The 26,290-nt window shown below is 73.3% G+C and carries 23 protein-coding genes; 9 read left to right on the plus strand and 14 right to left on the minus strand.

Annotation, left to right across the window (positions count from 1 at the left end):
• Positions 1–543: 543 nt before the first annotated feature.
• From ABZS58_RS30620 to ABZS58_RS30630, 3 genes are all read left to right on the plus strand, one after another.
• Positions 544–1,524, plus strand: coding sequence for an NlpC/P60 family protein (locus tag ABZS58_RS30620; protein ID WP_354786698.1), 981 nt, complete (start codon positions 544–546; stop codon positions 1,522–1,524).
• Between the two features lie 109 nt (positions 1,525–1,633).
• Positions 1,634–2,701, plus strand: coding sequence for a cation diffusion facilitator family transporter (locus ABZS58_RS30625; RefSeq protein ID WP_354786699.1), 1,068 nt, complete (start codon positions 1,634–1,636; stop codon positions 2,699–2,701).
• A gap of 15 nt (positions 2,702–2,716) precedes the next feature.
• Entirely contained in the window at positions 2,717–3,049 is a 333-nt protein-coding gene (locus tag ABZS58_RS30630) for a metalloregulator ArsR/SmtB family transcription factor (protein ID WP_354786700.1), read from the plus strand.
• A gap of 23 nt (positions 3,050–3,072) precedes the next feature.
• Here the strand turns inward: ABZS58_RS30630 and ABZS58_RS30635 are convergent, their stop codons facing one another.
• Positions 3,073–4,335, minus strand: a complete 1,263-nt coding sequence (locus ABZS58_RS30635; protein WP_354786701.1) for an acyltransferase — start codon at positions 4,333–4,335, stop codon at positions 3,073–3,075.
• 57 nt (positions 4,336–4,392) lie between these two features.
• On the minus strand, positions 4,393–4,758 hold the full coding sequence (locus ABZS58_RS30640; protein ID WP_354786702.1) for a hypothetical protein: 366 nt from the start codon (positions 4,756–4,758) through the stop codon (positions 4,393–4,395).
• Positions 4,759–5,230: 472 nt separating this feature from the next.
• On the opposite strand from ABZS58_RS30640, the gene ABZS58_RS30645 reads away from it, so the two are divergent.
• Positions 5,231–7,108: a DUF4118 domain-containing protein gene (locus ABZS58_RS30645; RefSeq protein WP_354786703.1), complete on the plus strand. Its 1,878-nt coding sequence runs from the start codon at positions 5,231–5,233 to the stop codon at positions 7,106–7,108.
• A 58-nt stretch (positions 7,109–7,166) separates the two neighbouring features.
• Here ABZS58_RS30645 and ABZS58_RS30650 read toward each other — a convergent pair whose 3' ends face one another.
• A complete protein-coding gene (locus tag ABZS58_RS30650; protein WP_354786704.1) occupies positions 7,167–7,958 on the minus strand; it encodes a peptidoglycan DD-metalloendopeptidase family protein in 792 nt (263 codons plus the stop codon).
• 256 nt (positions 7,959–8,214) lie between these two features.
• Between ABZS58_RS30650 and ABZS58_RS30655 the strand changes: the two genes are divergently transcribed.
• Complete coding sequence (locus ABZS58_RS30655; protein ID WP_354786705.1) at positions 8,215–9,675, plus strand: M1 family metallopeptidase; 1,461 nt, start codon at positions 8,215–8,217, stop codon at positions 9,673–9,675.
• An 82-nt stretch (positions 9,676–9,757) separates the two neighbouring features.
• Here the strand turns inward: ABZS58_RS30655 and ABZS58_RS30660 are convergent, their stop codons facing one another.
• From ABZS58_RS30660 to ABZS58_RS30675, 4 genes are read right to left on the minus strand one after another with little or no spacing between them, the layout of a single operon-like run.
• Positions 9,758–10,486 (minus strand): FHA domain-containing protein, encoded by a 729-nt coding sequence (locus ABZS58_RS30660; RefSeq protein WP_354786706.1) that lies wholly within the window; start codon positions 10,484–10,486, stop codon positions 9,758–9,760.
• Complete coding sequence (locus tag ABZS58_RS30665; RefSeq protein ID WP_354786707.1) at positions 10,486–12,447, minus strand: AAA family ATPase; 1,962 nt, start codon at positions 12,445–12,447, stop codon at positions 10,486–10,488. The genes ABZS58_RS30660 and ABZS58_RS30665 overlap by 1 nt, the downstream gene beginning before the upstream one ends.
• A gap of 2 nt (positions 12,448–12,449) precedes the next feature.
• Positions 12,450–13,838, minus strand: coding sequence for a hypothetical protein (locus ABZS58_RS30670; protein WP_354786708.1), 1,389 nt, complete (start codon positions 13,836–13,838; stop codon positions 12,450–12,452).
• Between the two features lie 11 nt (positions 13,839–13,849).
• Positions 13,850–16,231 (minus strand): protein kinase, encoded by a 2,382-nt coding sequence (locus ABZS58_RS30675; protein ID WP_354786709.1) that lies wholly within the window; start codon positions 16,229–16,231, stop codon positions 13,850–13,852.
• A gap of 97 nt (positions 16,232–16,328) precedes the next feature.
• On the opposite strand from ABZS58_RS30675, the gene ABZS58_RS30680 reads away from it, so the two are divergent.
• Both ABZS58_RS30680 and ABZS58_RS30685 read left to right on the plus strand, forming a co-directional pair.
• Positions 16,329–17,702, plus strand: a complete 1,374-nt coding sequence (locus ABZS58_RS30680) for a hypothetical protein (RefSeq protein WP_354786710.1) — start codon at positions 16,329–16,331, stop codon at positions 17,700–17,702.
• The gene (locus ABZS58_RS30685; RefSeq protein WP_354786711.1) at positions 17,699–18,367 is read left to right on the plus strand and encodes a 4Fe-4S single cluster domain-containing protein; all 669 of its coding nucleotides are present in this window, start codon (positions 17,699–17,701) and stop codon (positions 18,365–18,367) included. Before ABZS58_RS30680 ends, ABZS58_RS30685 begins: the two co-directional genes overlap by 4 nt.
• Before the next feature lie 3 nt (positions 18,368–18,370).
• Here the strand turns inward: ABZS58_RS30685 and ABZS58_RS30690 are convergent, their stop codons facing one another.
• Both ABZS58_RS30690 and ABZS58_RS30695 read right to left on the minus strand, forming a co-directional pair.
• Positions 18,371–19,864, minus strand: coding sequence for a hypothetical protein (locus ABZS58_RS30690; RefSeq protein ID WP_354786712.1), 1,494 nt, complete (start codon positions 19,862–19,864; stop codon positions 18,371–18,373).
• Positions 19,861–20,577: a hypothetical protein gene (locus ABZS58_RS30695; protein WP_354786713.1), complete on the minus strand. Its 717-nt coding sequence runs from the start codon at positions 20,575–20,577 to the stop codon at positions 19,861–19,863. The genes ABZS58_RS30690 and ABZS58_RS30695 overlap by 4 nt, the downstream gene beginning before the upstream one ends.
• A 46-nt stretch (positions 20,578–20,623) precedes the next feature.
• Between ABZS58_RS30695 and ABZS58_RS30700 the strand changes: the two genes are divergently transcribed.
• Positions 20,624–21,790 (plus strand): hypothetical protein, encoded by a 1,167-nt coding sequence (locus tag ABZS58_RS30700; RefSeq protein ID WP_354786714.1) that lies wholly within the window; start codon positions 20,624–20,626, stop codon positions 21,788–21,790.
• A gap of 19 nt (positions 21,791–21,809) precedes the next feature.
• Here ABZS58_RS30700 and ABZS58_RS30705 read toward each other — a convergent pair whose 3' ends face one another.
• From ABZS58_RS30705 to ABZS58_RS30725, 5 genes are read right to left on the minus strand one after another with little or no spacing between them, the layout of a single operon-like run.
• Positions 21,810–22,946 (minus strand): zeta toxin family protein, encoded by a 1,137-nt coding sequence (locus ABZS58_RS30705; RefSeq protein WP_354786715.1) that lies wholly within the window; start codon positions 22,944–22,946, stop codon positions 21,810–21,812.
• Entirely contained in the window at positions 22,943–23,251 is a 309-nt protein-coding gene (locus tag ABZS58_RS30710; protein WP_354786716.1) for a hypothetical protein, read from the minus strand. The genes ABZS58_RS30705 and ABZS58_RS30710 overlap by 4 nt, the downstream gene beginning before the upstream one ends.
• Positions 23,248–23,949, minus strand: a complete 702-nt coding sequence (locus tag ABZS58_RS30715) for a histidine phosphatase family protein (RefSeq protein ID WP_354786717.1) — start codon at positions 23,947–23,949, stop codon at positions 23,248–23,250. The genes ABZS58_RS30710 and ABZS58_RS30715 overlap by 4 nt, the downstream gene beginning before the upstream one ends.
• Before the next feature lie 17 nt (positions 23,950–23,966).
• A complete protein-coding gene (locus ABZS58_RS30720; protein WP_354786718.1) occupies positions 23,967–24,488 on the minus strand; it encodes a zeta toxin family protein in 522 nt (173 codons plus the stop codon).
• On the minus strand, positions 24,485–24,778 hold the full coding sequence (locus ABZS58_RS30725) for a hypothetical protein (RefSeq protein ID WP_354786719.1): 294 nt from the start codon (positions 24,776–24,778) through the stop codon (positions 24,485–24,487). The genes ABZS58_RS30720 and ABZS58_RS30725 overlap by 4 nt, the downstream gene beginning before the upstream one ends.
• Before the next feature lie 279 nt (positions 24,779–25,057).
• On the opposite strand from ABZS58_RS30725, the gene ABZS58_RS30730 reads away from it, so the two are divergent.
• Positions 25,058–26,287: a M48 family metalloprotease gene (locus tag ABZS58_RS30730; protein WP_354786720.1), complete on the plus strand. Its 1,230-nt coding sequence runs from the start codon at positions 25,058–25,060 to the stop codon at positions 26,285–26,287.
• The last annotated feature ends 3 nt before the right edge of the window (positions 26,288–26,290 follow it).

Here is a 26,290-nt window from a genome sequence, read left to right on the forward strand (position 1 = left end):
CGCGCCCAGTTCGAAACCACCTTCGCCCAGGGCACCCAGATCTCCACCGGCGACCACGGCCCCGCCATCGCCGGACACTGACCCCCGCGACACCGCGACGCCCCGGGATTCCCCGCCGGTGGCGTCGCGGCCGAGGGCCCGCCGGATGTGGCGGGGATCTACTAATCATCATAGTATTGCGGCGTCGGCGTCAGTGCTGTCCTGCGCCGCACGGCCGGCTCGCCTCACGGCCCCGGAGTTTCGTCGCTGTGACCCGAGGCCGTGTGCCGGCCTATGCCTGCTCCCGGTCCACACATCTCCCCGGGCCGGGAGCGGGCATGAACCCGCCGTCGCGGGATGCGCCCGCTCCCTGGATCCGCCGGAAGTCCGATCCTTCGTAGGACCCACCGCCGGTAGTGGTCCGGTTGCGGAGTGAAGGAGATCGGCGTGCGGGTTGATTGTGGTTGCCGGTCTCTCTACGGTTGGCCGCGAACCGTCTCGGTCGCCGGTCTCTCCCTCCCGTGGTGCTGAGGCGGCGGCAGCTGGAGGAAGGGCGTCGCCTCGGTGGACCGTAACCGCACGTTCTCGATCGTTCGCAGAACGCTGGTCGTCGCCGTCGCGGCCCTCGTCGGACTCGCGCCCTCGGTCTCGGCCCACGCCGAGCCGTCGCTGCCGGAGATCGAGCGGCAGCTCGACGAGGCGTGGGAGAAGCTGGAGCCGGTCATCGAGCAGTACAACGACCTGCACAGCCGGCTCGCGGCCAACCAGGGCAAGGCCAAGACGCTCAACGAGACGCTCGCGCCGCTGCAGCGGCAGGTCGACGCCGCGATGCAGGAGGTCGGGGCGATGGCGGCGCGGCAGTACAAGTACGGCGGGGCGTCGGTGCTCAGCGTGCTGCTGTCGACGGATTCGCCGCAGACGTTCGCCGAGCAGCTGGCGACGCTGAACCGTCTCGCGAAGGCCAGCGCGGACCAGATCTCGCAGGTCGCGCAGCTGCGCGACGGGTATGCCGCGGACAAGGAGAAGATCGACGCCCTCGTCGCGCAGCAGCAGGCGCAGGAGACCGAGCTCGCCGCCCGCAAGAAGTCGATCCAGGCCGAGGTCGACAGGCTGCAGGTGCTGCGCCGGCAGCTCGGCGCGACCGACGTGCCCAAGAGCGCGCTCTACATCGGTCAGTGTCCGGCCGTGTACATCGGCGGCGCGGCGGGCACCGCGGTCAAGACCGCCTGCGCGCAGATCGGCAAGCCGTACGTGTTCGGCACCGTCGGGCCCGGCACGTTCGACTGCTCCGGGCTCACCCAGTACGCGTGGAAGGCCGCGGGGGTGTCGCTGACGCACTACACCGGGGCGCAGTGGAAGCAGGGCAGCGCGGTCGGCAAGGCCGACCTCCGCCCCGGTGACCTGGTCTTCTTCTTCAGCGACCTGCACCACGTCGGCATGTACGTCGGCAACAACCTGATGGTCCACGCATCCCGGGCGGGAGTGCCGGTCAGAATGTCCCGCATCGACACCATGCCGTACATGGGAGCCCGCCGCCCAGGCTGACGACCGGGCCGTCGTCCCGTTGCCGTGCGTGACGCAGCGTCCGGCAGTTGCACACGGCTGGCAGTTGCAACGTTGTCGCGTGCGTACATGAGCACCTATCATGCGAGGCATGAGCGATGAGCGCGGACGCGACCCGGAGCGCCACGACCACGCGCACGGGCCCGGCCACGCGCACGGGCCCGGGCGCGGCCAGGTGGGTTCTCGCCGGGCGACGCTGCGGCATCGCGTCGGGCACCTGCTGACACCGCATTCGCACGACGCCGCGGACAAGGTCGACAGCGCGCTGGAGTCCTCCAGGGAAGGGATCCGCGCGCTGTGGATCTCGCTGCTCGTCCTCAGCGCCACCGCGGGCCTGCAGGTCGTGGTCGTGCTGGTGTCCGGCTCGGTCGCGCTGCTCGGCGACACGCTGCACAACATCGCCGACGCGCTCACCGCCGTGCCGCTCGGCGTGGCGTTCATCGTCGGCAGAAGGGCCGCCAACCGGCGGTACACCTACGGCTACGGCCGCGCGGAGGATCTCGCCGGCATCCTCATCGTGCTCACCATCGCCGCGTCGGCCGCCTTCGCCGGTTACGAGGCCGTCGACCGGCTGCTCAACCCCGCCGACGTGACCCATCTGCCCTGGGTGGCCGCCGCGGGGGTCATCGGCTTCGCGGGCAACGAGGTCGTCGCCCGGCTCCGCATCCGCGTCGGCCGGAAGATCGGCTCCGCGGCGCTCGTCGCGGACGGCCTGCACGCCCGCACCGACGGGTTCACCTCCCTGGCGGTGCTGCTCGGCGCCGGCGGCGTGGCCCTCGGATGGCGGTGGGCCGACCCGGTCGTCGGCCTCGCCATCACGGCCGCGATCCTGATCGTGGGAAGGGACGCGGCGCGGGAGGTGTACCGCAGGCTGATGGATGCCGTCGACCCCGCGCTGGTCGACGCCGCCGAGGCGGCCCTCGCCGGCACTCCCGGCGTGCGGAGGGTCGCCGCGCTGCGGATGCGCTGGGTCGGCCACCGGCTCCACGCGGAGACCGATGTCGTGGTCGCGGACACCCTGACGGTCGTCGAGGCGCACGTGATCGCCCTGGCGGCCGAGCACCGGCTGCTGCACGCCGTGCCCCGCCTCACCGCGGCCACCATCCACACCGACCCCGACACCGCCGACGCGCACGCCGCTGTCGCCCACCACCGGTAGGTACAATGCGTGCCCGTGTATGCACCTGACGATCCCACGCCGACCGACGAGCAGGTCGCCGCGGCCGTGACGGCGCTGCGGATGCTCGCCGATCCGACCCGCCTGCGGCTGCTGTGGGCGTTGCGCGACGGCGAGCAGGACGTGAGCACGCTGACCGCGGCGGTCGGCGCCGCCCGTCCCGCGGTGTCGCAGCACCTCGCCAAGCTGCTCCTCGCCGGCCTGGTCCACACCCGCCGGGACGGCCGGCGCGTGCTGTACCGGGCGGCCGGCGGTCACGTCCGCCGGCTCGTGACCGAGGTGTTCCACGCGGCCGACCATCACCTGACCGGAGCACCCGAACACGACTGACAGCGGCAGGGTGCTGCCCGCCGTCACGCACCGCCGATGCTCGCCGGCACGCGTCGCCGCCAGTGCTTCAGCGCCAGGGCGCGGCGCTCGACGAGGTGCCACGACGCGTAGGCGACGGCGCCGGTGATCGCCAGGCTCAGCGCCGTGTAGGGCAGGTAGCCCCAGCGGTTGCCGCCGAACGTGGCCAGCAGCTGCTGGACGAGGAAGCCGTAGATGTAGATGCCGTAGGAGTAGTCGTTGACGGCGCCGACGCGGCGCAGCCGCCGGGGTGCCCGGACCGCGGCCCACACCAGCAGGTAGGCAAGGGCGGGGAAGCCGGCCACGAAGAACCCGCCCAGCAGCAGCGACCCGGTGAGTGCGACGAGGCAGGCGAGGGCGAGGCCGTCGTGGATCGGGACGCGGTCGCGGTACAGCTCGATCGTGGCGCCGGTCAGGAACAGCGCGCCGAGGTAGATGAGCCACTGCACGGAGACGCTGCCGACCAGCGGCGGGACGATCGCACCGTAGTGCTGCGCCGGCGGCCCTTCCAGGGTCCAGCCGCGGATCTGGTCGGCGACGACGCAGCCGTACAGCCCGGCGGCGATCGCCGGCACGAGCCACCGGGCCCGGCGCAGCACCGCCGTCACCGCGAGCACCGCGAGGACCGCGTAGCAGGTGGACTCGTAGACGAGGGACCACAGCGCGCCGTCGAAGACGCTGGTGCCGCCGATCTCCCGCCCCCAGGGGGTGTCGGCGAGCAGGTCCTGGATGCCGTACTGGCGCACACCGGTGAACCAGTTGCCGGCGACGTACTGCAGCGGACCCTTCGGACCGTCCCAGAACCCGGCGAGGGTGCCCCGCTGGTGCAGCGCGACGACCGGCGCGGCGACGAACGCGGTGACGAGCAGGCACATCCACAGGCCGGGCAGGATGCGCAGCGCGCGGTGCCAGGCGAACCGCCCGACGCTCGTGTGCGCGGCGGAGCGGGTGATGAGCAGGCCGGACAGGACGAAGAAGCCGAAGACCGCGAGGGTGCCGACGTTGGTCTGGCCCGCGAACAGGCTCTGCCCCAGGTCCTCCCAGCCGAAGCCGAGGGATGTGGCGTGGGCGACGACGACCGCGACGGCGAGGCCGAGCCGGATGGCGCCGATGCCGTTGTCGCGCCCGTTCCACCGCTGCGCGAGGCTGCCGTGGGCGAGCCGGTAGCCGCGCGGCGGGGCGACCGGTGCGTGGTTGTCGGTGTGGGTTGCGGTGTCGGGGGCCTCGGGGACATGGTGCGTCGGCCGCCGGTCGGCGGTTGCGGGCATGTGGGAGCTCCAGGTGTGTGGGGCCGGTCAGGACACGTCGCGAGCGCCGTGTCCGGCCTAGATCCGCAACACCTGGAGGTGCGATTGCCGAGGTCGGCCGGTGTCCCGGCCCTGGGTCGTCCGCGGTGCGGGCTCGGCGACGACGCCGGCCGGCACCACGGTGACGGTCTCGGAGCCGGCGGGCAGCTTCGGCTGCTGCGGCTGCGTCGGGGCCCCGGCGGTGTGCAGCACGTTGTGGTGGTGCTGATGGGAGTGCTCGCCGGCGGCGCCGTGATGGTCGTGCCCGGCCGCCGCTGACGGGCTGTCTGGGTGCCCCAGCGCCAGATGCGCCGACTGCGCCCTGGCCAGCGGCGTGAGCAGGAACGCCGCGAGGAGCAGGACGGCGAGCCCCACCCGTGCCGGCCGCGCCCCCCACCGTCCCATGGTCCGAATGGTGGCAGCCCGCAGGGGCGCGGCGGTGTCGGAGATCTGCCACAACCCTTCGTATTCATCCGTTGGTAACAGGCCGGTCCGCCGCCGGCGCCCCAGGTGGGGGCGCCGGCCGCCGCCATCGTACGGGCTCGTCAGCGGCGCCCGACGAAGCCTTCCGGCCGGAATCCACCTGCCTGGGCGCGGTGGGCTTCCCCGCTCCGCCGCAGCGGTGGTCACCCGCCTCCGGCCGGGGCAGGGGGTGAGGTCGTCCGGCTCGGTGCGGGTGCCGGGCGGTGAGGGGCCGAAGTGCGCCGGAGCGGGTGGTGCGATGTCACCCGCATCGGGTGGTGTTGACCGTCGCCGGCAAGGCGAACGGTCGGACGTGTGCACGTCGGACCGGCGCGGGCCCGGCCCGGTCCCGGACCCAGGACCTCGCCGACCGGGAGGCCGTATGACCGTGACCAGCGTTGTCCGGCATCGGCTCATGACGTGGTTGCTGCCGACCCCGCCGCCGCCGCTCGCGATCGGCATCGCCGTCGCGGTGGTGGTCGTCGCCGTCGAGACGGTCGTGGTCGGGCTGCTGCATGCCGCTCACCCGCAGGGGCAGCCGAGTGCCGTCGTGTACATGCTCGGCGTGGTGGCGTTGACGACCGTGTGGGGCGCCCGGCTCGGCCTGGGTGTCGCGCTGGCCAGCGCGGTGGTGTTCAACTTCGTCCACATGCCTCCGAGCGGGCTGCACCTGACCGCGGCGCAGGACCTCCAGCGGGCCTTGGTGTTCGGGATCATAGCGCTGGCCAGCGGCGGGCTGGCCGACCTTGCCCGGGAGCGCGCGCTGGAGGCGCAGGAGCGGGCGGACGAGGCGGACATCGCCGCCGAGGTCGCTCACCGCGTCCACGGCCGGGACGACCTGGCGTCCGGGCTCCGGGCCGGATCGCAGTGCCTGGCGGCCCGGCTCGGGCTCTCCCACGTGTCGATCGAGGCAGGCGCCGCGCCGGGCCCTGCCGAGGTCGCCGGCACGACCGTGCTCGAACCCGCCGGGGGGCGCCGGCTGCTGCGGCTCGTCGTCCCGGACGACACCCCGCCGGCGACGCTGCACCGTCTCCGCGACCGGCTCGGCCCGGCGCTGGAGGAGACCGTCCGCACCGCCGTGGACCGCCAGGAGCTCATCGGCACCCTCCGGGCCAGCCAGCAGGCGACCCAGGCGCTGCTGACCGAGCAGGCGGCACTGCGGCGGGTGGCCACGCTGGTCGCCACGGGCGGGCCGCCCGGAGAGGTCTTCGCGGCGGTGACGGCCGAGCTGCACCGCCTGTTCCGGGGGTTCCACACCGCGCTGCTGCGGTACGAGCCGGACCAGACCGTCGCGGCGGTCTCGGAGCGGGACACGGACGGGCGGCTGCTGCCCGAATACCCGAGCCTGCCCATCGCGGGCGAGAACATCGTCAGCACGATCCTGCGCACCCGCCGCACGGCGCGGATCGACTACGACTCCGCCACCGGGCCGATCGCCGTGGAGCTGCGGGCCCGCGGCTTCCGCCGCGGCCTCGGCGTGCCGATCGTGGTCGACGGTGAGCTCTGGGGGGTCACGCTGGTCCTGTCCGCCAGGCCGGAGCCGGTGCCCGCCGACGCGGAGCGACGCCTGCATGCCTTCACCGAGCTCGTCGCCACCGCCATCGCGAACACCGAGAACCGCGGGCGCCTCATCGCGTCCCGCGGCAGGCTGGTCGCCGCGGCGGACGAGGCACGGCGCCGCATCGAACGCGACCTTCACGACGGGCCGCAGCAACGCATCGTCGCGCTCGCCCTGCGGCTGCGCATGGCGGAGGACCTGGCATCGGACGACCCGCGGGAGGTGCGGCACCTGCTGTCCGACACGGTCCGGAGCCTCACCGAGATCCACGAGAGCATGACCGACCTCGCCCGCGGTATCCACCCGGCCCTGCTGAGCCAGGGCGGGATCTGCCCGATGCTGCGCACGCTCGCCCGGCGCAGCGTCGTGCCGGTCGAGCTGCGGCTGCAGGTCCCGGACCGGCTTCCCGAGCGGGTGGAGGTGGGTGTGTACTACGTGGTCTCGGAGGCGCTGACCAACGTCGCCAAGCACGCACAGGCGTCGGTCGCCTACGTCACGGTGGGCGCGGACGAGGGGCGCGCCTGGCTGTCGGTCTGCGACGACGGTGTCGGCGGGACCAAGCCGGACGGCGGCACGGGGCTCGTCGGCCTGCGCGACCGGGTCGAGGCGCTGGGCGGCCGGTTCAGCGTCGTCAGCCCGCCGGCGCAGGGAACGACGCTGACCGCGGAGATCCCGCTCGCCGGGCCGGACCCGTGCCCTGCCGCGGAGTCGTTCCCGATGGTCCCCGCCGGCTGAGGCCCCGGTCGGCGGGGGCGTGCGACCACCCGGCACGCCGGAGCGTGCCGGGTCGCCGTCAACAGCGTGGGACGCCGGGGATGTAGCCGTCGTAGCCGGTGAGGACGTAGGCGTCGGCGATGTAGCGGCCGGAGCCGATGCGATCCCAGATGTTGCTGGTGCCGTACGTGCCGTCGACGGTCGTGCCGGTCGTCTGGCAGGCGATCGTCACCCGCGCGCCGTCGGCGACCGTGTCGACGGGGGAGTGGTTGGTGCCCGGGCCGGACCGGACGGTCAGGGGCGTGCCGGAGGTGTTCACCGTGCCGTTGCCGGCGCCGGACGTGCAGCCGTTGTCGCTGGTGTAGTTCTTCGTGCCCCAGTACAGCGCCTGCGTGCCGTTGAACCTGATCTTCACGGCGGTGCCGCCGGAGCGCTGCTCGTAGTGCAGGTGGGGGCCGGTCGAGCCGCCGGTCGTGCCGACGTAGCCGATGACCTGGCCGTACCGCACGGTCTGGCCGACGGACACGTTGAAGCGGCTCAGGTGGGCGTAGTAGGTGGTGTACCCGCCGCCGTGGTCGATCCGGACGTACCTGCCGTAGCTGGTGCCGCCGAGGTCGGTCACCCGGTCGACGGTGCCGGACGCGCTGGCCACGACGGGGTCGCCGTCGTCGTTGGCGCGGTTGAAGTCGATGGCGTTGGCGGGGCTGTGGTCGGAGCGGGTCTGGCCGGACCACACCTGGCCGCAGGGGAACGGGACCTTGAACGTGGGTGCCGCGAGCGCGGCGGTCGCCGGGACGATCACGGCGGCGGCACCCACCAGGACGGCGAGCGCGCGCATCATCGCGCGCCGGGACGGAAACAGTGTCACCATGGGTGCCACGGTATCGTCAGATATCTATATTTTGTACTAGAGAACGCACGGCGGCGGCGCAATCCACCGTCTTCGAAGCGCTCGCGATGCGCACGGAGCGGATCCGGCGGGGTGAGGAGGAGCGCGGGCCGGGCGGGATCTGCCCGGCGGTGGCCGGTCGGGCCGGCACCTGACGGGCGGAACGGTCACCGAACCTCCACAGGTCTGTCACCTCGCGGGACAGCGGGCGGACCGGTGGCCTGTTTACGATCTTGCGGTGCGTCGACCCCTCCTTCTCGCGGTACCCGTGCTGGCGTTGATCGCCGGCTGCTCACCCGACACGCCCCCGTCCACCGGCGCCACCACCGGCGCACCGGTCAGCTCGGCGCCCGCCGGGCCCGACTACGCGAGCTGGGCGGCCGGGAGGTCGGCACCCGTCGCCGATCCGCTCTACCCGTCGTACGGCAACGCCGGGGTCGACGTGCTGCACTACGGCCTGGAGCTGTCGTGGGCGCCGGAGACGAAGACGCTGACCGGGAAGGCGACCATCCGGCTCCGGGCGGCGAGCGACCTGACCTCGGTCCGGCTGGACTTCTCGCAGGCGTACACGGTGGACGGTGTGACCTTCAACGGGGCATCCGCCGCCGGTACCGTCGCCGACAACGACCTCACGGTGCCCGGCACCGTCGCGAAGGACGCGTTCGCCACCGTCGTCGTGCAGTATCATGGGACGCCGGTCACGGTGCCGATGCCGTCGCACCGGGGGGACGTGGAGCCGCTCGGGCTGACCGTCACCAAGGACGGCGGGCTGTGGACGATGCAGGAGCCGTACGGCGCGTCGACCTGGTACCCGGCGAACGACCATCCCTCGGACAAGGCGCTGTACGACATCGCCGTCACGGTGCCCGAGGGATGGGCCGCGGTGGCGTCCGGGACCGCGAAAGCCCAGGAGGGCACCACCTTCCGCTACGCGTCCGCCGATCCGGTCGCGACCTACCTGACGACCCTGGCGGTCGGCCGGTACCAGAAGGAGACAGCGGAGGGGCCGCGCGGCATCCCGGTCACGTACTGGTTCCGCAAGGGTGTCGACGACAAGCTGCTGCCGTCGCTGCGCAAGGGCCCGCAGCAGCTCGCCTGGCTGGAGCAGCGGTTCGGCCCGTACCCGTTCGCCAGCGCCGGCGTGGTCATGGTGCCGTCGGAGTCGGGCATGGAGACCCAGCAGATGATCACCATGGGCACCCCCGACTACGGCACGACGAAGCCGGCCGAGTTCGCGAAGTACTTCGAGGACGACCTGCTGCACGAGTACGCCCACCAGTGGTTCGGCGACGCGGTCGGGCCGGCCACGTGGAAGGACCTGTGGCTCAACGAGGGCTGGGCGACGTACGCCCAGCACCTGTACGCCAACGAGCGGGACAAGATCACGGCGAAGCAGTGGGAGGAGTGGGCCCGCGGCGTCGACAGCCGGCTGCGCGGCAGGCTCGGCCCGCCCGGGAACCCGAAGGCCGAGAACTTCGCGGAGAGCAACGTCTACATGTGCCCCGCGCTGATGCTGCACCAGATCCACAAGCAACTCGGCGACGACGCGTTCTTCGCGCTCGCCCGCGAGTGGGCGCAGCGGCACCGCGGCACCAGTCAGGACCGGGCGTCGTTCATCGCCTTCGTCAACCAGCAGACCGGCAAGGACTTCACCACGCTCATCAACACCTGGCTGGACTCACCGACGACCCCGAAGTAGACGCCTCAGCTCAGGCCGCCCGTGTACGGGCGGCCTGACTCGCTCTCCCAGCGGGTGACGGCGTCCTGCTTCGCTGTGACCATCACGACCCGGGCGCGGGCTCCGGCTCGCGGCGCGGCTGCCGGATCCGGTCGCTGACCGGCCCGAGGCGCGCCCCCTCGCCCGCCGCGAAACGGAGCTCGTCACCGGGGGCCAGCGCGGTCCGGTGCACGATCTCGTCGCCGTTGACGAAGGTGCCGTTCGGCGCCGCGTGGTTCGGCGTGATCCACGCGTCGCCCTGGCCGTCGACCGTGACCGTCGCGTGCCAGCGGGACACGTTGGGGTAGCGCGCGAAGACGTGGCTGTGCGTGCCGGCCCGCCCCAGGTCGGCGGACATGCCCGGCGCGGTCAGCACCACCGGGCCGTCCGGGAAATCGATCACCAGGGCGGGTGGGACCAGGCTCTCGTGGCACCTGGCGCAAGCGTCATTGGTGGCGTCCACCGCCCGGGTGCCGCATTTCCAGCAGACGGTGCGCCGCTGGTCCGGCTCGCTGTCGTCGCCGTCCTGTGGTCCGTTGTCGTCTGCCGCCGATGATGGTCGCGGCGGCACCAGTTCTGCCCCGTGATGGTCGGGGCAGAAGATGAGGCCGGCCGGATGCAGCTCGCCGTCCACGGGACACGCCAGCTCCTCCTGCGTCTGCTCCTGCCCCGTGCCGCCTTCCGCCGCGGGCGGATCCACCAGCTCGACCCCGGAGTGCTCGGGGCAGAACATGAGGTCGGCCGGCCGCAGCTGCTCGCACACGCGACACCACAACTGATCGTCGCCGCTCATCAGTCGTGGCTCGCGATCAGCGTGACCACGCCGTTGTCCGCCTTGATGTCGCTGACGACGACAGTGCCCCACTTGACCTGCTTGTCGAACAGGTAGCGGGCGAGCGGGTTGATGAGCTTGCTCTCCACCTCGCTGCCGATGCCGCGACCGCCGTTGGCGAGGGTCGCCTCGCTGGTGCACCATTCGTCGAGCCGCAGCAGTGCATCGCCCCCCAGCCGCAGGTCGATGCCGTTCTCCCGGGCCAGCCGCTGCTGGACGTTGCCGAGCTGCTGGGCGAGGATGCCGCGGGCGGTCTCGGCGTTGATGAAATCGAAGACGACGATGTTGTCGCCGAACCGGTTGAGCAGCTCCGGGCGGCCGAGCACCATGGTGAAGTGTTCCTGGATCGCGGCGAGCACGGTCCGCTCCACCTCCTCGTGCGGGGTGCCCGGAAAGACCAGCTGCTCCTTCTGGTTGGTGTTCGGGATGGTGCGGAAGATGCCGAGGTTCGAGGTGAAGATCAGCATGCACTCGGTGAAGTAGGTGGTGGTGCCCTGCCCGTCGGTGAGCCGGCCGTCGTCGAGGATCTGCAGGAACTTGTCGAAGATCTGCGGGTGCGCCTTCTCGAACTCGTCGAACAGCACGACCGAGAACGGCTTGCGCCGGATCGCGCCGGTGAGCTCGCCGCCGGCCTCGAAGCCGACGTACCCGGGGGGAGCGCCGGTGAGCCGGTCGGCGGAGTGGCTCGCGGAGAACTCGGACATGTCGAAGCGCAGGTACGCGTCGGGGTCGCCGAACAGGATCGTCGCGATCTGCTTGGCCAGCTCGGTCTTGCCGACACCGGTCGGGCCGGCGAGGAACAGGATGCCCCGCGGCCGGTTCGCGGAGCTGGCCGCCTGCGCACCGGACAGGCCCAGCGCGGCGCGCTTGAGGATGTCGAACGCCTTGACGACCGCGGCCTCCTGGCCGAAGATCAGCTCCGGAATCTCCTTCTGGCCGCGCAGGATCTGCTCCCGGATGGTGTCCTCGCGCCACGGGTTCTTGTCCACACCGATCTTGTAGATCCGGATCGCGTCGTCGATCTGCCCGAGCGGGATCGCCCGGTCGGCGGCGAGCCGCGCGATCTCCCGCATCGCGTGCACCGTCATGTCGTCGGTGCGCTTGGCGAAGCGGTTGACGTCGGGGTCGTTCGGCGGCGGCACGTTCTTGGTGACGATCGGCGCGAAGAACCGGGCGGCCGCCGTCCGATCGGACAGGCCCGGGTTGGCCAGCGCGATGGTGCGCACCCGCTCCATTCCCATCGCCAGCCACGCCGGCAGGTCCCGTTCCCCCTCGGTCAGCCAGATGACCGGGTTGAACAGGTCGATGGTGCGGTCCGGTGGCCCGCCGTGGCGGGTGCCCGCGGTCGCCGCGAGTTTCTGCGCGAACAGGAAGAAGTCGCGCTCGTCGTTCTCCAGCCCGGTCGGGCTGCGGGGGATGCGGGCGGCGTAGTCGATGACGAACGCGGCCCGCACGTGCTTCGCCCCGCTGTCGGGCGTCGCGTCCTGCTTCTGCTCCGCCTGGATCGCGTCGGCGTTGATCGGCGGTGGCTCCGAGCCGCCGACCACGCGGGCCATGCAGGTCCGGAGCCGTTCCAGGGTCTGCTTCTTGCCGACCATCGTCCGGCCGAGCAGCTGGTCCGCGGCCGCGCGGGCGTCGGCGTTGTCGGGCGGGTACACGGAGATGCCGTCGACCTGGTCGGAGACGATCAGGCAGCGGTACCCGGAGGGCCGCAGCGCCCGCCACAGCACCTCCAGCAGCGGCTCGGGCCGCACCCCGTCGGGCGCGCGCCCCGTCTGGTCCGGGACCATGTACAGGTCGCGGATGTTGCCGTACAGGACGTACTGGGAGTGCGCGGCGAGCGTCCCGGCGAGCTCCTGCGCGAACGACGGGTAGCCCGGCAGGAACGCCGTCTGCTTGCGGGTGGATACCTGCAGTGTCATGACTACCTCCCGGAGCCGTCGACCGTGCGGTACTTGGGCGCGGCCGCGTCGTCGGGCCGGCGCTGCCGGTTCGTCGAGCCGGCTACGTTGATCGACTTGCGCAGCTCTGCGGGGACCTGGACGTTCGCCTCGAAGCCGCGAGCCGCGAGGGCCTCGCCGGCCTGCCGCATGCTCTCGTTGAGGTCGGTGCAGCGGGTGGCCTCGGCGCCGGCGCCCGCCTGGTGCTGGAGCATCTGCCAGCGCACCTGGCCCTGCTCGTCGACCCAGACGTCAGCGCTGTGCTCGGCGTTCCACGAGCCGCGCGCCACGGACAGGGCGGTGGTGTGGTTGACCTCCATGCCGGTGCTGACCGCGTAGCCGAGCCCGGTGAAGGTCTCCGCGAGCGCCTCCAGCAGGCGGAGGCGGTCGACCTCACGCTGCACCCAGGCGAGGGTGCTGTCCGCGTCGCGGCGGTCGGCGGCGGTCAGGTCGGCGTTGCCGGCGACCACGGCCCGGAGCCGCTCGATCGACCGCGCGCACTGCGGCACGGTCGCGGTCTTGCTGATCACGTCGGTGACCAGCGGCTCCTCCAGCCCGACCAGCAGGCGGGCGGCCTCCATGCGGCGGGCGACCCGCGGGTTGATCTCGTTGTCGACGGTCTCGGCGAGGGCCTCGACGAACGTGCTGCTCATACTGGCGTTCCTCTGAGAGGAGGTGACGGCCGCGAGCCGGATCGCCTGCTCCCGCTCCGTGGCGTTGGCGTCGGGCGAGAGGCGGGTCAGGATCGCGTCGATGTGGGCCTGGACCCGGTCCTGGTCGGCGCGGGGCGCGACCGGCACCGGCGCCGCCACGGGCAGGCGCTGCCCGTCGCGCTGCGCCCGGCGGCGGTCCAGCACGGCCTGGTAACGGGTGAGCAGCTCCGCGGCGGTCACCGTGGTGGTGGCCGGGGCGGGCAGCTGCGCGAGGAGGGTCCGCTGCTCGCGCTCGGTCTCGCAGCGTTCGACGGCGGCCCGGGCCACGGCGAGCTCCTCCTGCACCCGGGCCACCCACGCGCGGACGTCGGCAAGGCCGCGGCCGTTCAGGTCGTACGGCGAGGGCATCGGCACCCGGGCGCCCACCCGCGCGGCGCGGGCCGACAGCAGGCGCACCTCCGTGTTGGCCTGTACGACCGCACCGGCGGCAAGCCCCCACAGCCGGCTGCGCATCTCCCGGTCGTCCTGCGCGTCGGCGGCCTCCTCCATCGCCGCACCGAACTGCTCCAGCGCGCGCCCGCCCGCGGCGGTGCCCGCCTGCGCGGCCTTGATCACCAGGGCGGCGGCCACGGCCGCGCCGATGACGACCAGCGCGGCGGCGGCGACGGCCGGGCCGATCACCATCACCGCCGGGGCGACCACGATCTCTCCACCACTCATGTATCCGCTCCTCAGATCGTTCCGACTCGAATGCCCGGGATGGACGGGTTGTTCAGCTCTTCCTCGGCGACGCGGCGGTCCTCGTCCTCGATCTGCCGCCGCCACGCCTGACCGCGCCGCACGACCCAGACGAGGTGCGCCGCCGTGGTGCAGACGGCGACGGCCTGCGGCAGCTGGACCGCGAACAGGCCGACGCCGGCCAGCGCCAGCGCGATGACACCGGCGGCCAGCAGCGACGAGCGCTGCATCCACCGGCCGACCGGGCGCAGCGCGATGGCACCGGCCCCCGGGATGGAGTACCGCCGGTGGAACCGCCCGCCGATCTCGGCCGCCAGGAAACACTCGGCGACCAGAGAGACGGCGAGACAGACGGCGGCGCCGACCCAGGCGAGCCCGACGGCGACGTCGCCGGCCCGGTTCGCGGCGTCCGCGGCGACGATGAGCGCGACCCACACAACGGCGAAGAGGCAGACCCCACCGACGGCCCAGCCGAGCGCCGCCGGCCGGTTCTGCCGCCGGGACCATTCCCGGAAGCTCGCGCTCATGTGCAGCACCCTGTCGAGGGCCAGCCGCGTCTCAATCTCGGCGGCCGCCGTCTGCGCCCGGGCCGTCGCGTGGCCGCCGAGCAGCAGCGCCACCCACACCAGGTCGTCGCGGGCCGCGAGGGCGCTGAACCAGGGCATCGGCGCGGCCAGGGCGGCGTTGGCCTCGCGGACGGCCCGGCGCGCCGCGTCGAGGTCGACGGGACGGCGCAGCACCGCCCGCAGCGCGAGCGCGAGTCCGGTGGCCTCGACATCGGGGCGCCGCAGATGTTCGCGGGCCTCATCGTCGCGCACCGCATCCACCCGGTCGGCCCACCGGCGCCGTTCCTCGCGCCACTCCCGGTCGAGCTCGGTGAGTGCCTGCCGCCCGCTGTCGCGGTGCAAGGGATCGTCGATCGGCGTGGCGGTGTCGAAGATCGGCAGCAGCTGGTAGTTCCACAGCTGTCCCAGCACAGACGCGGTGTTGCCCTCGTTGGCGAACGCCCCGTGTGTGATCAATGCCAGGCCGTCCCGGGAGATGACGCGGTTGCGGTAGAACGCCGGGCGGGTCGGATCCAGGGCCCGCAGGACGCGCAGGAGCCGCACGTCCGCGGGCTCCGCGTCCGCGGCGTTCTCGGTGGTCTCCAGCCGCACTCCGTCGACGATCCTGCGGGTCTGATCGGCCTCGTCGTCGGTGAACTGCTCCAGCCACTCCCGGAGCCGGTCGAGGGCGCCGTCGTGGGAGAAGAACACGCTCACCGAAAGCGCCCATTCGGTCGCCATCGCCTGTGCGAGGTCGGCGCGCGAGCGGAATTCGGTTCCGCGGAACACGAAGGGCGTTGCTGCGTCCGGCACGTCCGTCGCGGTCGGCGCGGGCCAGGTCGCCGCGGTCGGCGGCAGCTGCGGGTCCTCGCCGACGAGCCATTGCCCGACCTCCTCCTCGCCCCAGCGGCGGTGGGGGTCGGAGCACAGCAGCCCCTGGCAGAGCATGCGGAGCCGGTCGGGCCGCTGGGACGTGCCCGACGGGTCGCCGTCGGGTACGCCGCCCACGTCAACGGTGTGGGACCGGCCGTAGTACAGCTTGATCGAGGCCGCCGGAAGGTAGGTGAACGGGTGCTGGCCGGAGGCCAGTTCGAGCATCGTCATCCCGAGCGCCCACCAGTCGGCCGCCTCGGTGACGTCGTCGACGAGGATCGACTCGGGCGCCTGGTAGGCAGGATTGATCCGGTCGTCCAGCTGGATCCGGCCGGCCGGCCCGGCCAGGCCGAAGTCGATGAGGACGACGTCGAGCGGGTCGCCGGAGCGGAGCAGGAGGTTGGCCGGCTTCACGTCCCGATGCACCAGTCCCCGACGGTGCAAGCTGATGAGGGCCGCCGAGACCTGCTGCACGATCTCGTGCAGGGCGGCGAAGTCGAACCCGGCGGGGTGCGTCTCGCGATAGCCGAGCACGGAGCCGGCCGGGACGTGGTCCATCACCTCATAGCGAGGCCCGAACTCGCGGAACGGCACGACCCGGTCCTGCGGGGCGGACAGGAACGCGACCAGGTCCGGATGCGGGCTGTGGGCCTCGCGGTAGTGCTTGAGCACCCGCTCGGCGCCGCTGTCGCGCTCCCGCACCAGGAACAGGTCGGCCTGGCTGGACGGGCCGTCCAAGGGGCGGATCAGTTCGTACCGCCCGGTGAGGGCGTCGGGCAGGCCGCCGTCGGGCCAGTCGAGGGCGTCGGCGGCCGCGTCGGGCCACTCGCGGCCCTCGTCCAGCAGCGTCACCGCCAGCTGGGCGTCGCCGCGGGGTGCCCGCGGCGGGAATCGTCGCACCCGTCCCGGGTCGAGCAGTGTCTCAGCGAGGCCGCCGGCCTGCTCAGGCTCAGTCATGCGCCGCCCCCACCTCCCGTCGTCTCCGGTCCGGAATTCCCGTCCGCCAGAACTGTGGTGACAGCTGTGTGCCTCCACTAGAGAAAGTGACGGACAGGTGAACCCACTCCAGCTCCTGGCGCGCCGGCTCCGGCAGGCGTTCGCGGTCTTCCGCGACCCCGACGCGGGCCTGCTGCTGCCGTTGCCCGAGCCGGCTGTCGACCCGCGGGTCAACGCCGAGCGTCTCGCCGAGGAGGCCCGCCGGCAGGGTCTCGCGGACGGCCGGAAGTATCTCTACGACGGCTGGTCGTTCGGCCACGACAACGACCCGCCGGACGCGGTGCTGGACCCCGAGTACGTGCTGGGCCTGCGGCACCAGTGCCAGTCGGCCGTGCACGAGCACCGCGACCGGCAGAAGCTGACCGACGCCCGCCTCGCCGACCTGCACCTGGTGGTGCGGGACTCGGACCGCACCATGCGCGCGGCCCGGGACCGGATGGCCCGCGTCGCCGCCCGCGACCAGCTCGGCGAGGACGACTCGCTGCGCGCGTTCATGCACCGGCGCAACATCAACGCCGACGCCCTGGAGCTGCCGCCGCTCGATCATCCGGTCTGGGAGGGGGAGGCGCCGCCGATGCCCCTGATCTGGCGGGTGCTCATCGTGCTCTTCCTGACGGCCGTGGTCTTCGAGATCGAGCACTACGTCACGCAGACGTACCTTCCGGTCACCGGGCTGGGCGGCACGACGACGCTGCTGATGACGCTCGCGATGGCCGGCCTGACGATCGTGGGGCCGCTGGTGTCCGGCCAGCTCTTCCGCAACCGGCACGCGACCGGCTACGACCGGGTCATGGGCGCGCTGACGTTCCTGCTCCTGGTGCCGACCCTGGCGATCATCCTGGGCTTCGGCCTGCTCGCGGCGCGGCTGTTCGACCACGGCGTCACGGCCGGCGCAGGCGTCGTCGGCGCGTCCCGCTCCGCGGCGCTCGGCCTCACCCCGGCGACGCTGATCGTCGTGTTCGACGTCGTGCTGTTCCTGGCGTGCGCGATGGCGTACATCCTCGGGCTCGCCCAGCGGCACCCGTTTCAGCAGGCGTTCGCGCGGAGCCGGCAGATGCGCAACCGGACCGTCCACCTGAGCCAGCGGATGGGGACGCGCATCAACGGCGACTACCGGGCCACCACGGTCGGCCCGATGCGGGGCGGGATCGGCGACGAGCCCGACGAGGACCCGCCGGCGCCGGAGCCGGACCGGGAGCTGGCCATCCAGCACGCGTACCTCGCCGCCGAGGACGCCTACTACCAGGGCCTCATCGAGGCGGTCGCCGACCCGACCTTCACCGAGGCCGTGATGCGCCGCCGGAACCGCCGCACCGCCCTCCCGGCGCCCCGGCCGGCGCCGGAGCCCGCGCCGGTGCCGGCGGCCGTGCCGGAGCCGCAGCCGGAGCCGCAGCCGCAGCCGGAGCCGGTCGGGGACGGTGCGGCGGCGTGAGCGCCACCCTGCGGGTCACCCGCTCGCATTTCCCGGTCACGGCGCTCGGACACGGCGTCCGGCTCGGCGTGTGGGTGCAGGGCTGCCCCCTGCGCTGCCCGGGCTGCATCGCGAAGGACACCTGGGATCCCGGCGCCGGGCTCGAGGTCGGCGTCGGGACCCTGCTGCGCGACGTGCGCCGGGCGATCGACGCCGGCGCGGACGGGATCACGGTCAGCGGCGGCGAGCCGCTGGAGCAGGCGGGGCCGCTCGGCGACCTGCTGCGCGGGGTGCGGGACCTGCGCGCGGCCGCCGCGGCGGCGTTCGACATCATGCTCTACACCGGCTACGAGCCGCCTGAGCTGGACGCGGCGCAGCGCCGCACGGCCGCGCTCGCCGACGTCCTGGTCACCGGCCGGTACGTGGCCACGGCCCCGACGAAGCTCATCTGGCGCGGCTCCGCCAACCAGCGGCTTCGGCTGCAGACGCCGCTCGCACAGGAGCGCTACGCGTCCTATGTGGACTGCGAGCCGGCCGAGCCGCCGATCCAGATCGAGACGTCCCCGGACGGGCACGCGTGGTGGGTGGGCGTGCCGAACAACCCGGACACCAAGCGGGCGGTGGAGGCCACCCTCGCGGCGTACGGGTATTCGGTCGAGTCGGTGAGCTGGCGGCGGGCCCGCTGACGTTCAGCCGGCCCGGTGGGCACCCCGCCCGTCGTCCTCGCCGCCGTACTCGATGTGGACCGTGGCGTCGTCGTCGAGGCGGCTCACGGGCACCGTCGGGCCGTCGTCGCGCTGCGGGTGGTACACGGTCCCGCCGCCGCCGTTGTCGTAGCGCCGCTGGCCCGAGTAGGTCCCGCCGCCGTCCCAGGGAGACGGGTGGTGCACCTTGGCGGTGCCGGTGGCGTCCCGCCGCCGCCGGGGGATGCCCGGCTTCGACGGCGCCGCGCCCGCGGGGTTCTCGATCTCGACGGTGAACTCACCGGCGATGGGGTCGGCCGACGCGCCCCGCCCGCCGACGAGCCGCCGGAACCAGCCCTGCTGGCCGTCGTGCAGGAGGCTGCGCGCGATGACGACCACCTCGGCCTTCAGCCGCATGGCCGCCGCCTTCGAGCGCTGGATCTCCTCGGTGTACTGGTCGACGCGGGCCGCCCGCAGCGCGGTGAGCTCGGTGTGCAGCGCGTCGGCCTCGGCGGCGTCCCGCCGGAGCCCGGACAGGCGCGGCCCGCGCCGGCGGATCTTGCGGTCCGCCCGCTTGAACTGCTCGATCTCCGACCGGGGCCCCAGATATCCGGCGGCGAGGGCGATCGCGCCGGTCAGCAGGTACAGCAGGCCCATCATCGAGGCGTTCAGCAGCGCCTTGTCGTCGGTGGCGGTCGAGGAGCCCGAGGCGATGAAGGCGTCCACGGCGCTGACGGCGATCGGAGCGGGGGCGAAGAGCCGGACGAGGAACGCGCCGATCCCCATCCCGGCCCACGTCCCGGTGAGCGACCAGCCGCCGAGGCTCTGGCCGATCCTCCGCCGGCGCAGCCGGTTCTTCTTGAAGAAGGTGCCGGCCAGGTGCGCGACGTACGTCGTCGCCCCGGTCAGCGCGATCACCAGCGGGAGCACCATGGTGTCGTCGGTCAGCCGCTCGACGACCTGGCGGAACGTGATGAGGTCCGCGACCATCGCCAGGATCAGCACGACGTAGAGAATGATCCGGCCGCCCCAGTTGCGCCCGGCGAACTCGCCGACGTTGCCGTGCTGGTAGCCGTCCTCCTCGACGCCGTCGGACCCGGCCGGCATCGACGTGTCGCGGTCCTCGACCTCCCGCATCGCGCCGCGGCGCTGGTACGCCAGCAGCTTGATCGCCTCGTCCAGGCGGTCCGACTCGTCCTTCCACTGCGCGCGCAACCCGCCGAGCTTCGCCTCGAGCTTCCCCAGCTCGACGTCCTCGGCCTTGCGCTGGCGGTCGATCCCGACCTGCAGCTCGATGATGTGCGACTCGATGACCTGGCCGATCGCCTCGATGGTGGCCGGGTCGTTGCGCTGGCGCCCGCTGTGGACCAGCCGCTCCACGCGCGTGCGCAGCTCCGCCTCGCCGGTCATCGGCAGCACCCGGGGCTTGTTGAGTTTCGTCAGCTGACGGCCGATCCGCGCGAGCTTCACGGATCGCAGCCACTCCTGCCAGTGCTTCACGGTTGCTCCAGCTCTCGGGACGGGTCGTCGGTCGGGTCCAGGTCACGCACCCACGCGGGGAGCGGGACCTCGGGCAGGGTCAGCAGCGGGTAGAGCGTCCTGCCGTCCGGGTGGGTGCGGGCCAGCGCGTCGAGGTAGGTCGCGATGCGCCGGTGGTGGAGCTCCGCGATCCGGCGGGCCTGGACGACGAACCCGGCGAGCGCCTCGTCCCGGCGCCGCACCGCGTCTGCGTGCTGGGCGCGCCACTGCCGCAGCCGGTCACGGGCGGCCTCGGCGGCCTCCTGCGCCAGCTTGATCCGCCGGGACCGGGCCACCTCGCGCCGGTCGCGCAGCTTCGGCGGGTCCCAGGTCTGCTCCTCCGGGTTGCGGGGACGCAGCTCGTCGTCGGTGAGCGCGGCGCCGGCGGCGGTGACGTCCTCCTGCCGGCGCCGCAGGTCGTCGCGCGCCTCCACGATGTGCCCGGCGAGCTGCGCGAGCTGCTGCGCGGCCTCGCGGCCGGTGCGCTGGAACATCGGGTAGAGGGCGTGGATCTCGCCGTCGCAGTCCGCCAGCAGCTTCTTCTGATAGCCGACGGTCACCTGCCCGCCGGACTCCTGCGTCAGGCGGCGGACCTCGGACAGCGCCGGAATCCGCTGCTCACCGTCGCGTCGCCCCCGGAGCTCGTCGCCGCGCCGCAGCAGCGCGGGGTACGTCGTGTCCTCGGTGGTCGCCATGGGCTGTTCTGACGGACGCGGGGGCGCGGTCCGTCAGCAGACAGCCATGAGGCTACCCAGGTCCCTGCGACTCGCCGCGCTGGCGATGTGCGCAACGCTCGGCATGACCGTCACCGCCGGCTGCGGTGAGTTCCGTAAGGACTTCTTGGGCGAGGAGTCCACGTTCACGTGCCCGAAGCCCGCCCACGCCGGGCTGGCGATCGCGGTCGGCGCCCGCGCCAACAGCCCGACGCCGGCGCCTCCGGCCGAGGTCCGCAAGCTCATCGCGGAGACGATGCAGGGCTGCGGCAGGATCACGGTCGTCCGGGTGGACGGACGGCCCAGCGTGGCCGGCGACCGGGTGTTCGCGCCCACGGCCAAGACCCGGCAGAACTCGGACATCGAGCAGGCCAAGTTCCTCAAGGACGTCGGGGAGCTGCTGACGACCGCCGCCAAGGCGGTCGAGCCGGAGGCCAACGTGCTCGGCGCGCTCAGCGTCGCCGCCGGCGCCGCCGGGCAGGGTGGCACCGTCGTGCTCATCGACTCCGGCGTGCAGACGACCGACCCGATGGACCTGCGCACCAGCAACCTCCCGGCGAAGAAGCCGCAGGTCATCGCCGAGGCGCTGCACCGCGACAAGCTCCTGCCGGACCTCACCGGCCGCACGGTGATCCTGTCCGGGATCGGCTACACGGCCGCGCCGCAGACACCGCTCGACGACCGTAACCGCAACTTCCTGCGGGACCTGTGGCGCGAGATCGTCATCGCCGCCGGCGTGAAGGAACCCGTCGTCCTGCCCGACCCCAACACCAGCGCCGCGGTCCAGTCGAACCCGTCGGTCGGCGTCGTGGCCTTCCCGGCCGGGGCGATCCTGCTGGAATGCAACGCCAACTCGACCCTGCCGGACGACGGCGAGGTCGGCTTCATCCCCGACCAGGCCGAGTTCCGCAACCCGGACGCGGCCCGCAACGTCCTCAAGGGCCTCGCCGGCTTCCTCACCGCCAACTCCCGCGCCGTCGTGGAGATCCAGGGCTTCGTCGCGCACTACGGCAGGGGCGACCTGTCGCAGCGCCGCGCCGACCGGGTGAAGCAGGAGCTCGTCTCGCTCGGCGCGCGCAACCCGATGACCGCGAAGGGCATGGGCTGGGGTCCGCACCCCAACCCGACCGCCCCGCCGGACCCCAGGTATGACCAGCTCAACCGCCAGGTCGTCATCTCCATCAGCTGCCCCTGAGCAGCTCGGCGAGACGGCGTCAGCCGGGCTCGGCCTCCCGCTCGGGGGCCGGGTCGGGCGGCTCGGCGCCGGATTCGAGCGAGGGGGCGGGTCCCGGCCGGTCGAGGTCCTCCGCGTGGGCCCGGACCTGGTCGAGCGCCTCCCGGGCCCGCCGGATGCGTCCGACGGCGTCGTCGAGGGCCTGCTGCCGGGTGGGGTCGGCGGCCTGTTCCGCTTCGTCGGGGGTCGGCGGATGTACGGCGTCCGCTTCGTCCAGGGCCCGCCGCTGGGCGGTGTCCGCCGGTGGCCCGGCGCCGGGGGTGCCGTCGCGCAGCAGCGGCGCGGCCAGGCGGTCGACGGCGTCGAGCTCGGGCCGCCATTCGTCGCCGCCGCGGGCTCGCTCCCTGGCCATGGCCTGCTGATACGCGGCACGCTCAGCGTCCGTCCAGGGGCGCTGCCGCTCCTGCTCGACGGCCGCCGCGAGGCCTGCCGGCGCCCGCCAGGTGCCGTCCGCGTCGGCGTGGTTGGCGTAGACGGCCGCGCCCGAACGGCGGAACGCGAACGCGGCGTCGGCGAGGCCGCCCGCGTCGACGGCGGCCGCGCCGCGGAGCACACCCTCGTAGCAGGCGTCGTGGCCGGCGGGGGAGACGTACCGGCCCTGCCCGGACGTCTCGACCTCGTCGTGATAGCGGGACAGGACGCCGAGCCGGCTCAGCGCGGACGGGACGGCGGCCAGGGCCACCTCGACCCGGTAGCCCCCGCCGCGGAAGGCGGCCGCGATGTCCTCGAACTCCGACGGGTCCCGCATCGCCGACTCCAGCACCACGTTCTGACGCTGTTCGATGGCGTACCGCTGGGCCTTCGTCCACCACAGCTCGCCGTCGGGGCGCACCTTGGCGCTCGCGGTGGCCGGGTCCTCGGCCTGCCACCGGGTGAAGCCGGGGTGCATCGGGTTGTAGAGGTCCATGTCGATGTTGGTGTACTCGCCCGGCCCGCCGAGCGCCCGCCGGACCATCTTGGTCATCTCGGTCTTCCCGGCGCCGGTCTGGCCGCCGACGATGACGACCACCGGGTTGTCCCTCGCCGGCGGGCCGGTGAGGAACGCCGGGACGATCCTGCCGCGGAAGATCTCCTCGTTCATCTCCTCGGGAAGCTGCGAGGGCGGGGGTACGGTCACCGCGCCCGGGCCTCGCGGAGGAAGGCGGCGCTCGCCGCCCGGACCTCGGCGACGCGGACCCGGTCGTCGGGGTCGAGGGTCCGCACCAGCCGGGCCGTCTCCGCCTGCGCGGCGTTCGCCGCGGCCAGGGCCTCGGGGTCCTGCGGGTCGGCGTGCTCGAGGTCCCAGATACGGGCGGAGTGGACGCCGAGGACCTGCAGCAGCAGCCGCCGGGTGAGCTCGAACTCCTCGTTGGCCTCGGGGTCGAACGGCCCCGGGGTGACGCGGGCGAGCACCGCGTCGGCGTCGGGTTCGGGTGTGGTCACGGGGTGCCCCCTGGGTCGGTGAGGTGGTCGACGACGTTGTACCGGCGCAACCGCCGCACGCCGCCGGTCATGTCGAACTGCGTGATGGAGCCGTTGAGCACCGGCCCGCCGGCCATGACGGCGGTGACCTGCTCGACCGTGAGCCCCTCCAGGAGGAATCGCAGCACGAGGACGACCGCGTCGTGCGCGACCACCCACGTCCGCCGCCCCGGATGGTCGCGCTCCAGATCGGCGAGCACCCCCGACACCCGCGCGGCGATGTCGTGGAAGGACTCCCCGCCGGGCGGCCGGTAGCCGAAGTCGCCGACTGCCTCGCGGCGGGCGGCCTCCGCGGGGAAGCGGGCCCGGATCGCGGCGCCGGTGAGCATCTGGAGCTCGCCCATCCGCCGGTCGCCGAGCCGCTCGTCGAGCGTCGCATCCGGCAGCGGTACGCCGTGCGCCCCGGCCACCGAGCACGCGACCCGCCAGGTCTGCACCGCGCGCACGTACGGCGAGCACACCACGACCTCCGGCCGCTGCCCCGGGTCCGCGGCGGCCAGCCACCGCCCGAGCGCCGCCGCCTGCTCCCGCCCGAGCCCGGTCAGCGCGATCCGGTCGTCGGGCCCGCTGACCCCGCTGTCGAGCAGCCCGGCCGCCTCGGCCGCCGCGAACGCGGCGTTCGCCTCGCTCTGCCCGTGCCGCACCACCGTCAGCCACACAGGACCCTCCCACGCCGTCATCGCCCGGCCCCGGCCTCCGGCCGGCCGGCGTCGGGCGCCGGTGCCCCGGGTCCGTCGCCGGCCGACGACGGGGCCTCGACGGTGTGCCGCGCCCGCCTGATCGCCTCGGCGGCCCGATGGACCTCGTCGATGGCCCTGGCGGCCTCCAGCACGCCCCGGTAGGAAGCATCGTGGTTGTCGCGGGCGGTGAGACGGCCGTGGCCCGCCTGCTCGACCTGGCTCTGATACCGGTCCACGATCCCGAGGCGGCTCTGCGCCTCGGGGACGGCCATGATGACGGCCTCGACGCGATACCCGGCTGCACGGAACATCCGCGCGGGCTCGGCGAAGTCACCGGGGTCCCGCATGGTCGTCTCGATGACGGTGTCGACGCGGGGCTGACCGGCGACGAACACCACCGTCGGCTCGGCCTGCGGTTCGCCGTGGGCCAGCTCGTCCGGGACGATGTCCTCGACGAAGACACGCTGGGACTCCTCGTCGGTCAGCAGGTGGCGGCGTGGATCGACCGGCCCGGTCAACCGAGACGCTCCCGCAGCTCGCGGATCAGCTGAGCGTAGGCGTGCGACGTGCGCGCGATGTCGTCGTGGTCCGTGGGGCTCAGCCGGCGCCGGTCGGCGGCGCACCTGGACCGCTCCGCCCGGAGCCGCTCCGCACCGCCCTCGTCGCCGGCCGTGCGGGCCCGGTCGATGAGCGCCGTGTAGCAGGCCGTGGCCTCACCGATGAGCTCGATCGCCACCTCATACCGGATGGCCTCGTCGTGGTTCCACTCGAAGGGCTCGAGCCCCCCGGCGGCTGAGAAGTCGGACATGGCATCCCCCCGGATCCGCGCTTCGTGCCCGCATCGTACCGCTGTGTATCTGGCGCATCGATGCGGTTACGTGTATCACTACAGTCGACGACGGGGGCGATCGACATGTATTGCGATCAGTGTGGGCTGTTGCTGCCCGCTGGGGCGGTGAGCTGTCCGCGCTGCGGCGCGCCTGTCGGGTCCCCGGCCACCGTGATGCCTCCGGCGGTCCCGCGGCCCGTGTCGCCGGTGGCGCCGCAGCCGGTGCCGCCGATCGTTGCGCGACAAGGGCCGCCGGTCGTGCCCGGGCAGCGGGCGCCGGCCCCGGGGGAGCGGCTGTTTCCGCAGGCCGGGCCGCTCGGGCGGGGGCCGGGACCGCGGGCGTGGCTCGGGGCGGTCGTCGTGCGCAACCTGCGCGGCACCGCGGCCGGCATCTTCGGCGCGTGGTTCAACGTGCCGTTCACGATCATGATGGCGGCGGTCGGGGCGTTCGTCGGCGGGATCGTCGGGCTGTTCAACGGGTCGTTCGCCGGGCCGCAGGTCGTCGCGCGGGTCGACAGGCTGCTGCAGTGGGTGCTGCCGCTGCCGATGAGCGCCGGGGAGCTCCTGCCGACCGCGAGCGCGCAGATCGGCGGCATCATCGGCGGCATCATCGGCGCGGTCAACGGCGGCTGGACCCTCGGCTGGCTGGCGTTCGCGGAGCCGTGGCGGCGCATGTACCACGTCGACGCCCTGTGGCCCGTGTCCTTCGCGATCGGTCAGGTGCTGGTCGCGGTCTTCGTCGGCGCGCTCTACGTGGCCTGGTCCACCGCCACGGAGGCGGTGCGGCTGCGGGTGTCCGGGGCGCGGCGGCTGTCGCGGCGCGAGGAGGAGTGGCTCATGCCGATGGTGCACGAGGCGGCGGCGCGGCTCGGGCTGCGCAGCGTGCCGCGCGTGCTGATCGACGACCGGCGCGAGGCGAACGCCGCGGCGGGCATCCGGCACATCGTCGTCAACCAGGGCCTGCTGGAGCAGCTCGACCACGACCGCGACCAGGTCAGCGGCGTCATCGCGCACGAGCTGGCGCACTGGCGCGACGGCGACGCCATCGCGCTCGCCTGGGCCAAGGGCGTCACGCTGCCGCTGTATCTGTTGTACGAGCTGGCCACCCGGCTGCTCAGCGTGGTGCGCAACCGGCCGCTGCACTACCTGATCCGGTTCCTGTTCTGGTCGGTGATCGCCACGACCCGCTACTTCGTGATCCCCGTGCAGGCCGGCACGTGGCGCGCCGCGGAGTTCCGGGCCGACGCGGCCGCCGCCCGGGCCGGCTACGGCGCCGGGCTCTACCAGGCGCTCACCTACCTGCGGCACTCGTTCGACGGTCAGCGGTCCGGCTGGGACGCGGCGGTCCTCGCCACCCACCCGCCGACCGAGCTGCGCCTGGAGGCCCTTGAGCAACCCGGTCGCGGGTACCCGCTGAGCAGCCGCCAACCGATGCTGCGCGGGCTACCGGGCTGGGCGCCGTCCTCGACCGTCGACCGGGACCGGTGACCG

Source organism: Dactylosporangium sp. NPDC005555, from assembly GCF_040605635.1.
Classification (GTDB): domain Bacteria; phylum Actinomycetota; class Actinomycetes; order Mycobacteriales; family Micromonosporaceae; genus Dactylosporangium.

What these genes read in the sequence shown, in the direction of transcription:
- ABZS58_RS30625 (WP_354786699.1), top strand. Translation starts at nt 1,634, where the DNA reads ATGAGCGATGAGCGCGGACGCGACCCGGAGCGCCACGACCACGCGCAC.
- ABZS58_RS30635 (WP_354786701.1), bottom strand. Translation starts at nt 4,335, where the DNA reads ATGCCCGCAACCGCCGACCGGCGGCCGACGCACCATGTCCCCGAGGCC.
- ABZS58_RS30640 (WP_354786702.1), bottom strand. Translation starts at nt 4,758, where the DNA reads ATGGGACGGTGGGGGGCGCGGCCGGCACGGGTGGGGCTCGCCGTCCTG.
- ABZS58_RS30645 (WP_354786703.1), top strand. Translation starts at nt 5,231, where the DNA reads ATGACGTGGTTGCTGCCGACCCCGCCGCCGCCGCTCGCGATCGGCATC.
- ABZS58_RS30650 (WP_354786704.1), bottom strand. Translation starts at nt 7,958, where the DNA reads ATGGTGACACTGTTTCCGTCCCGGCGCGCGATGATGCGCGCGCTCGCC.
- ABZS58_RS30660 (WP_354786706.1), bottom strand. Translation starts at nt 10,486, where the DNA reads ATGAGCGGCGACGATCAGTTGTGGTGTCGCGTGTGCGAGCAGCTGCGG.
- ABZS58_RS30665 (WP_354786707.1), bottom strand. Translation starts at nt 12,447, where the DNA reads ATGACACTGCAGGTATCCACCCGCAAGCAGACGGCGTTCCTGCCGGGC.
- ABZS58_RS30670 (WP_354786708.1), bottom strand. Translation starts at nt 13,838, where the DNA reads ATGAGTGGTGGAGAGATCGTGGTCGCCCCGGCGGTGATGGTGATCGGC.
- ABZS58_RS30675 (WP_354786709.1), bottom strand. Translation starts at nt 16,231, where the DNA reads ATGACTGAGCCTGAGCAGGCCGGCGGCCTCGCTGAGACACTGCTCGAC.
- ABZS58_RS30695 (WP_354786713.1), bottom strand. Translation starts at nt 20,577, where the DNA reads ATGGCGACCACCGAGGACACGACGTACCCCGCGCTGCTGCGGCGCGGC.
- ABZS58_RS30700 (WP_354786714.1), top strand. Translation starts at nt 20,624, where the DNA reads ATGAGGCTACCCAGGTCCCTGCGACTCGCCGCGCTGGCGATGTGCGCA.
- ABZS58_RS30725 (WP_354786719.1), bottom strand. Translation starts at nt 24,778, where the DNA reads ATGTCCGACTTCTCAGCCGCCGGGGGGCTCGAGCCCTTCGAGTGGAAC.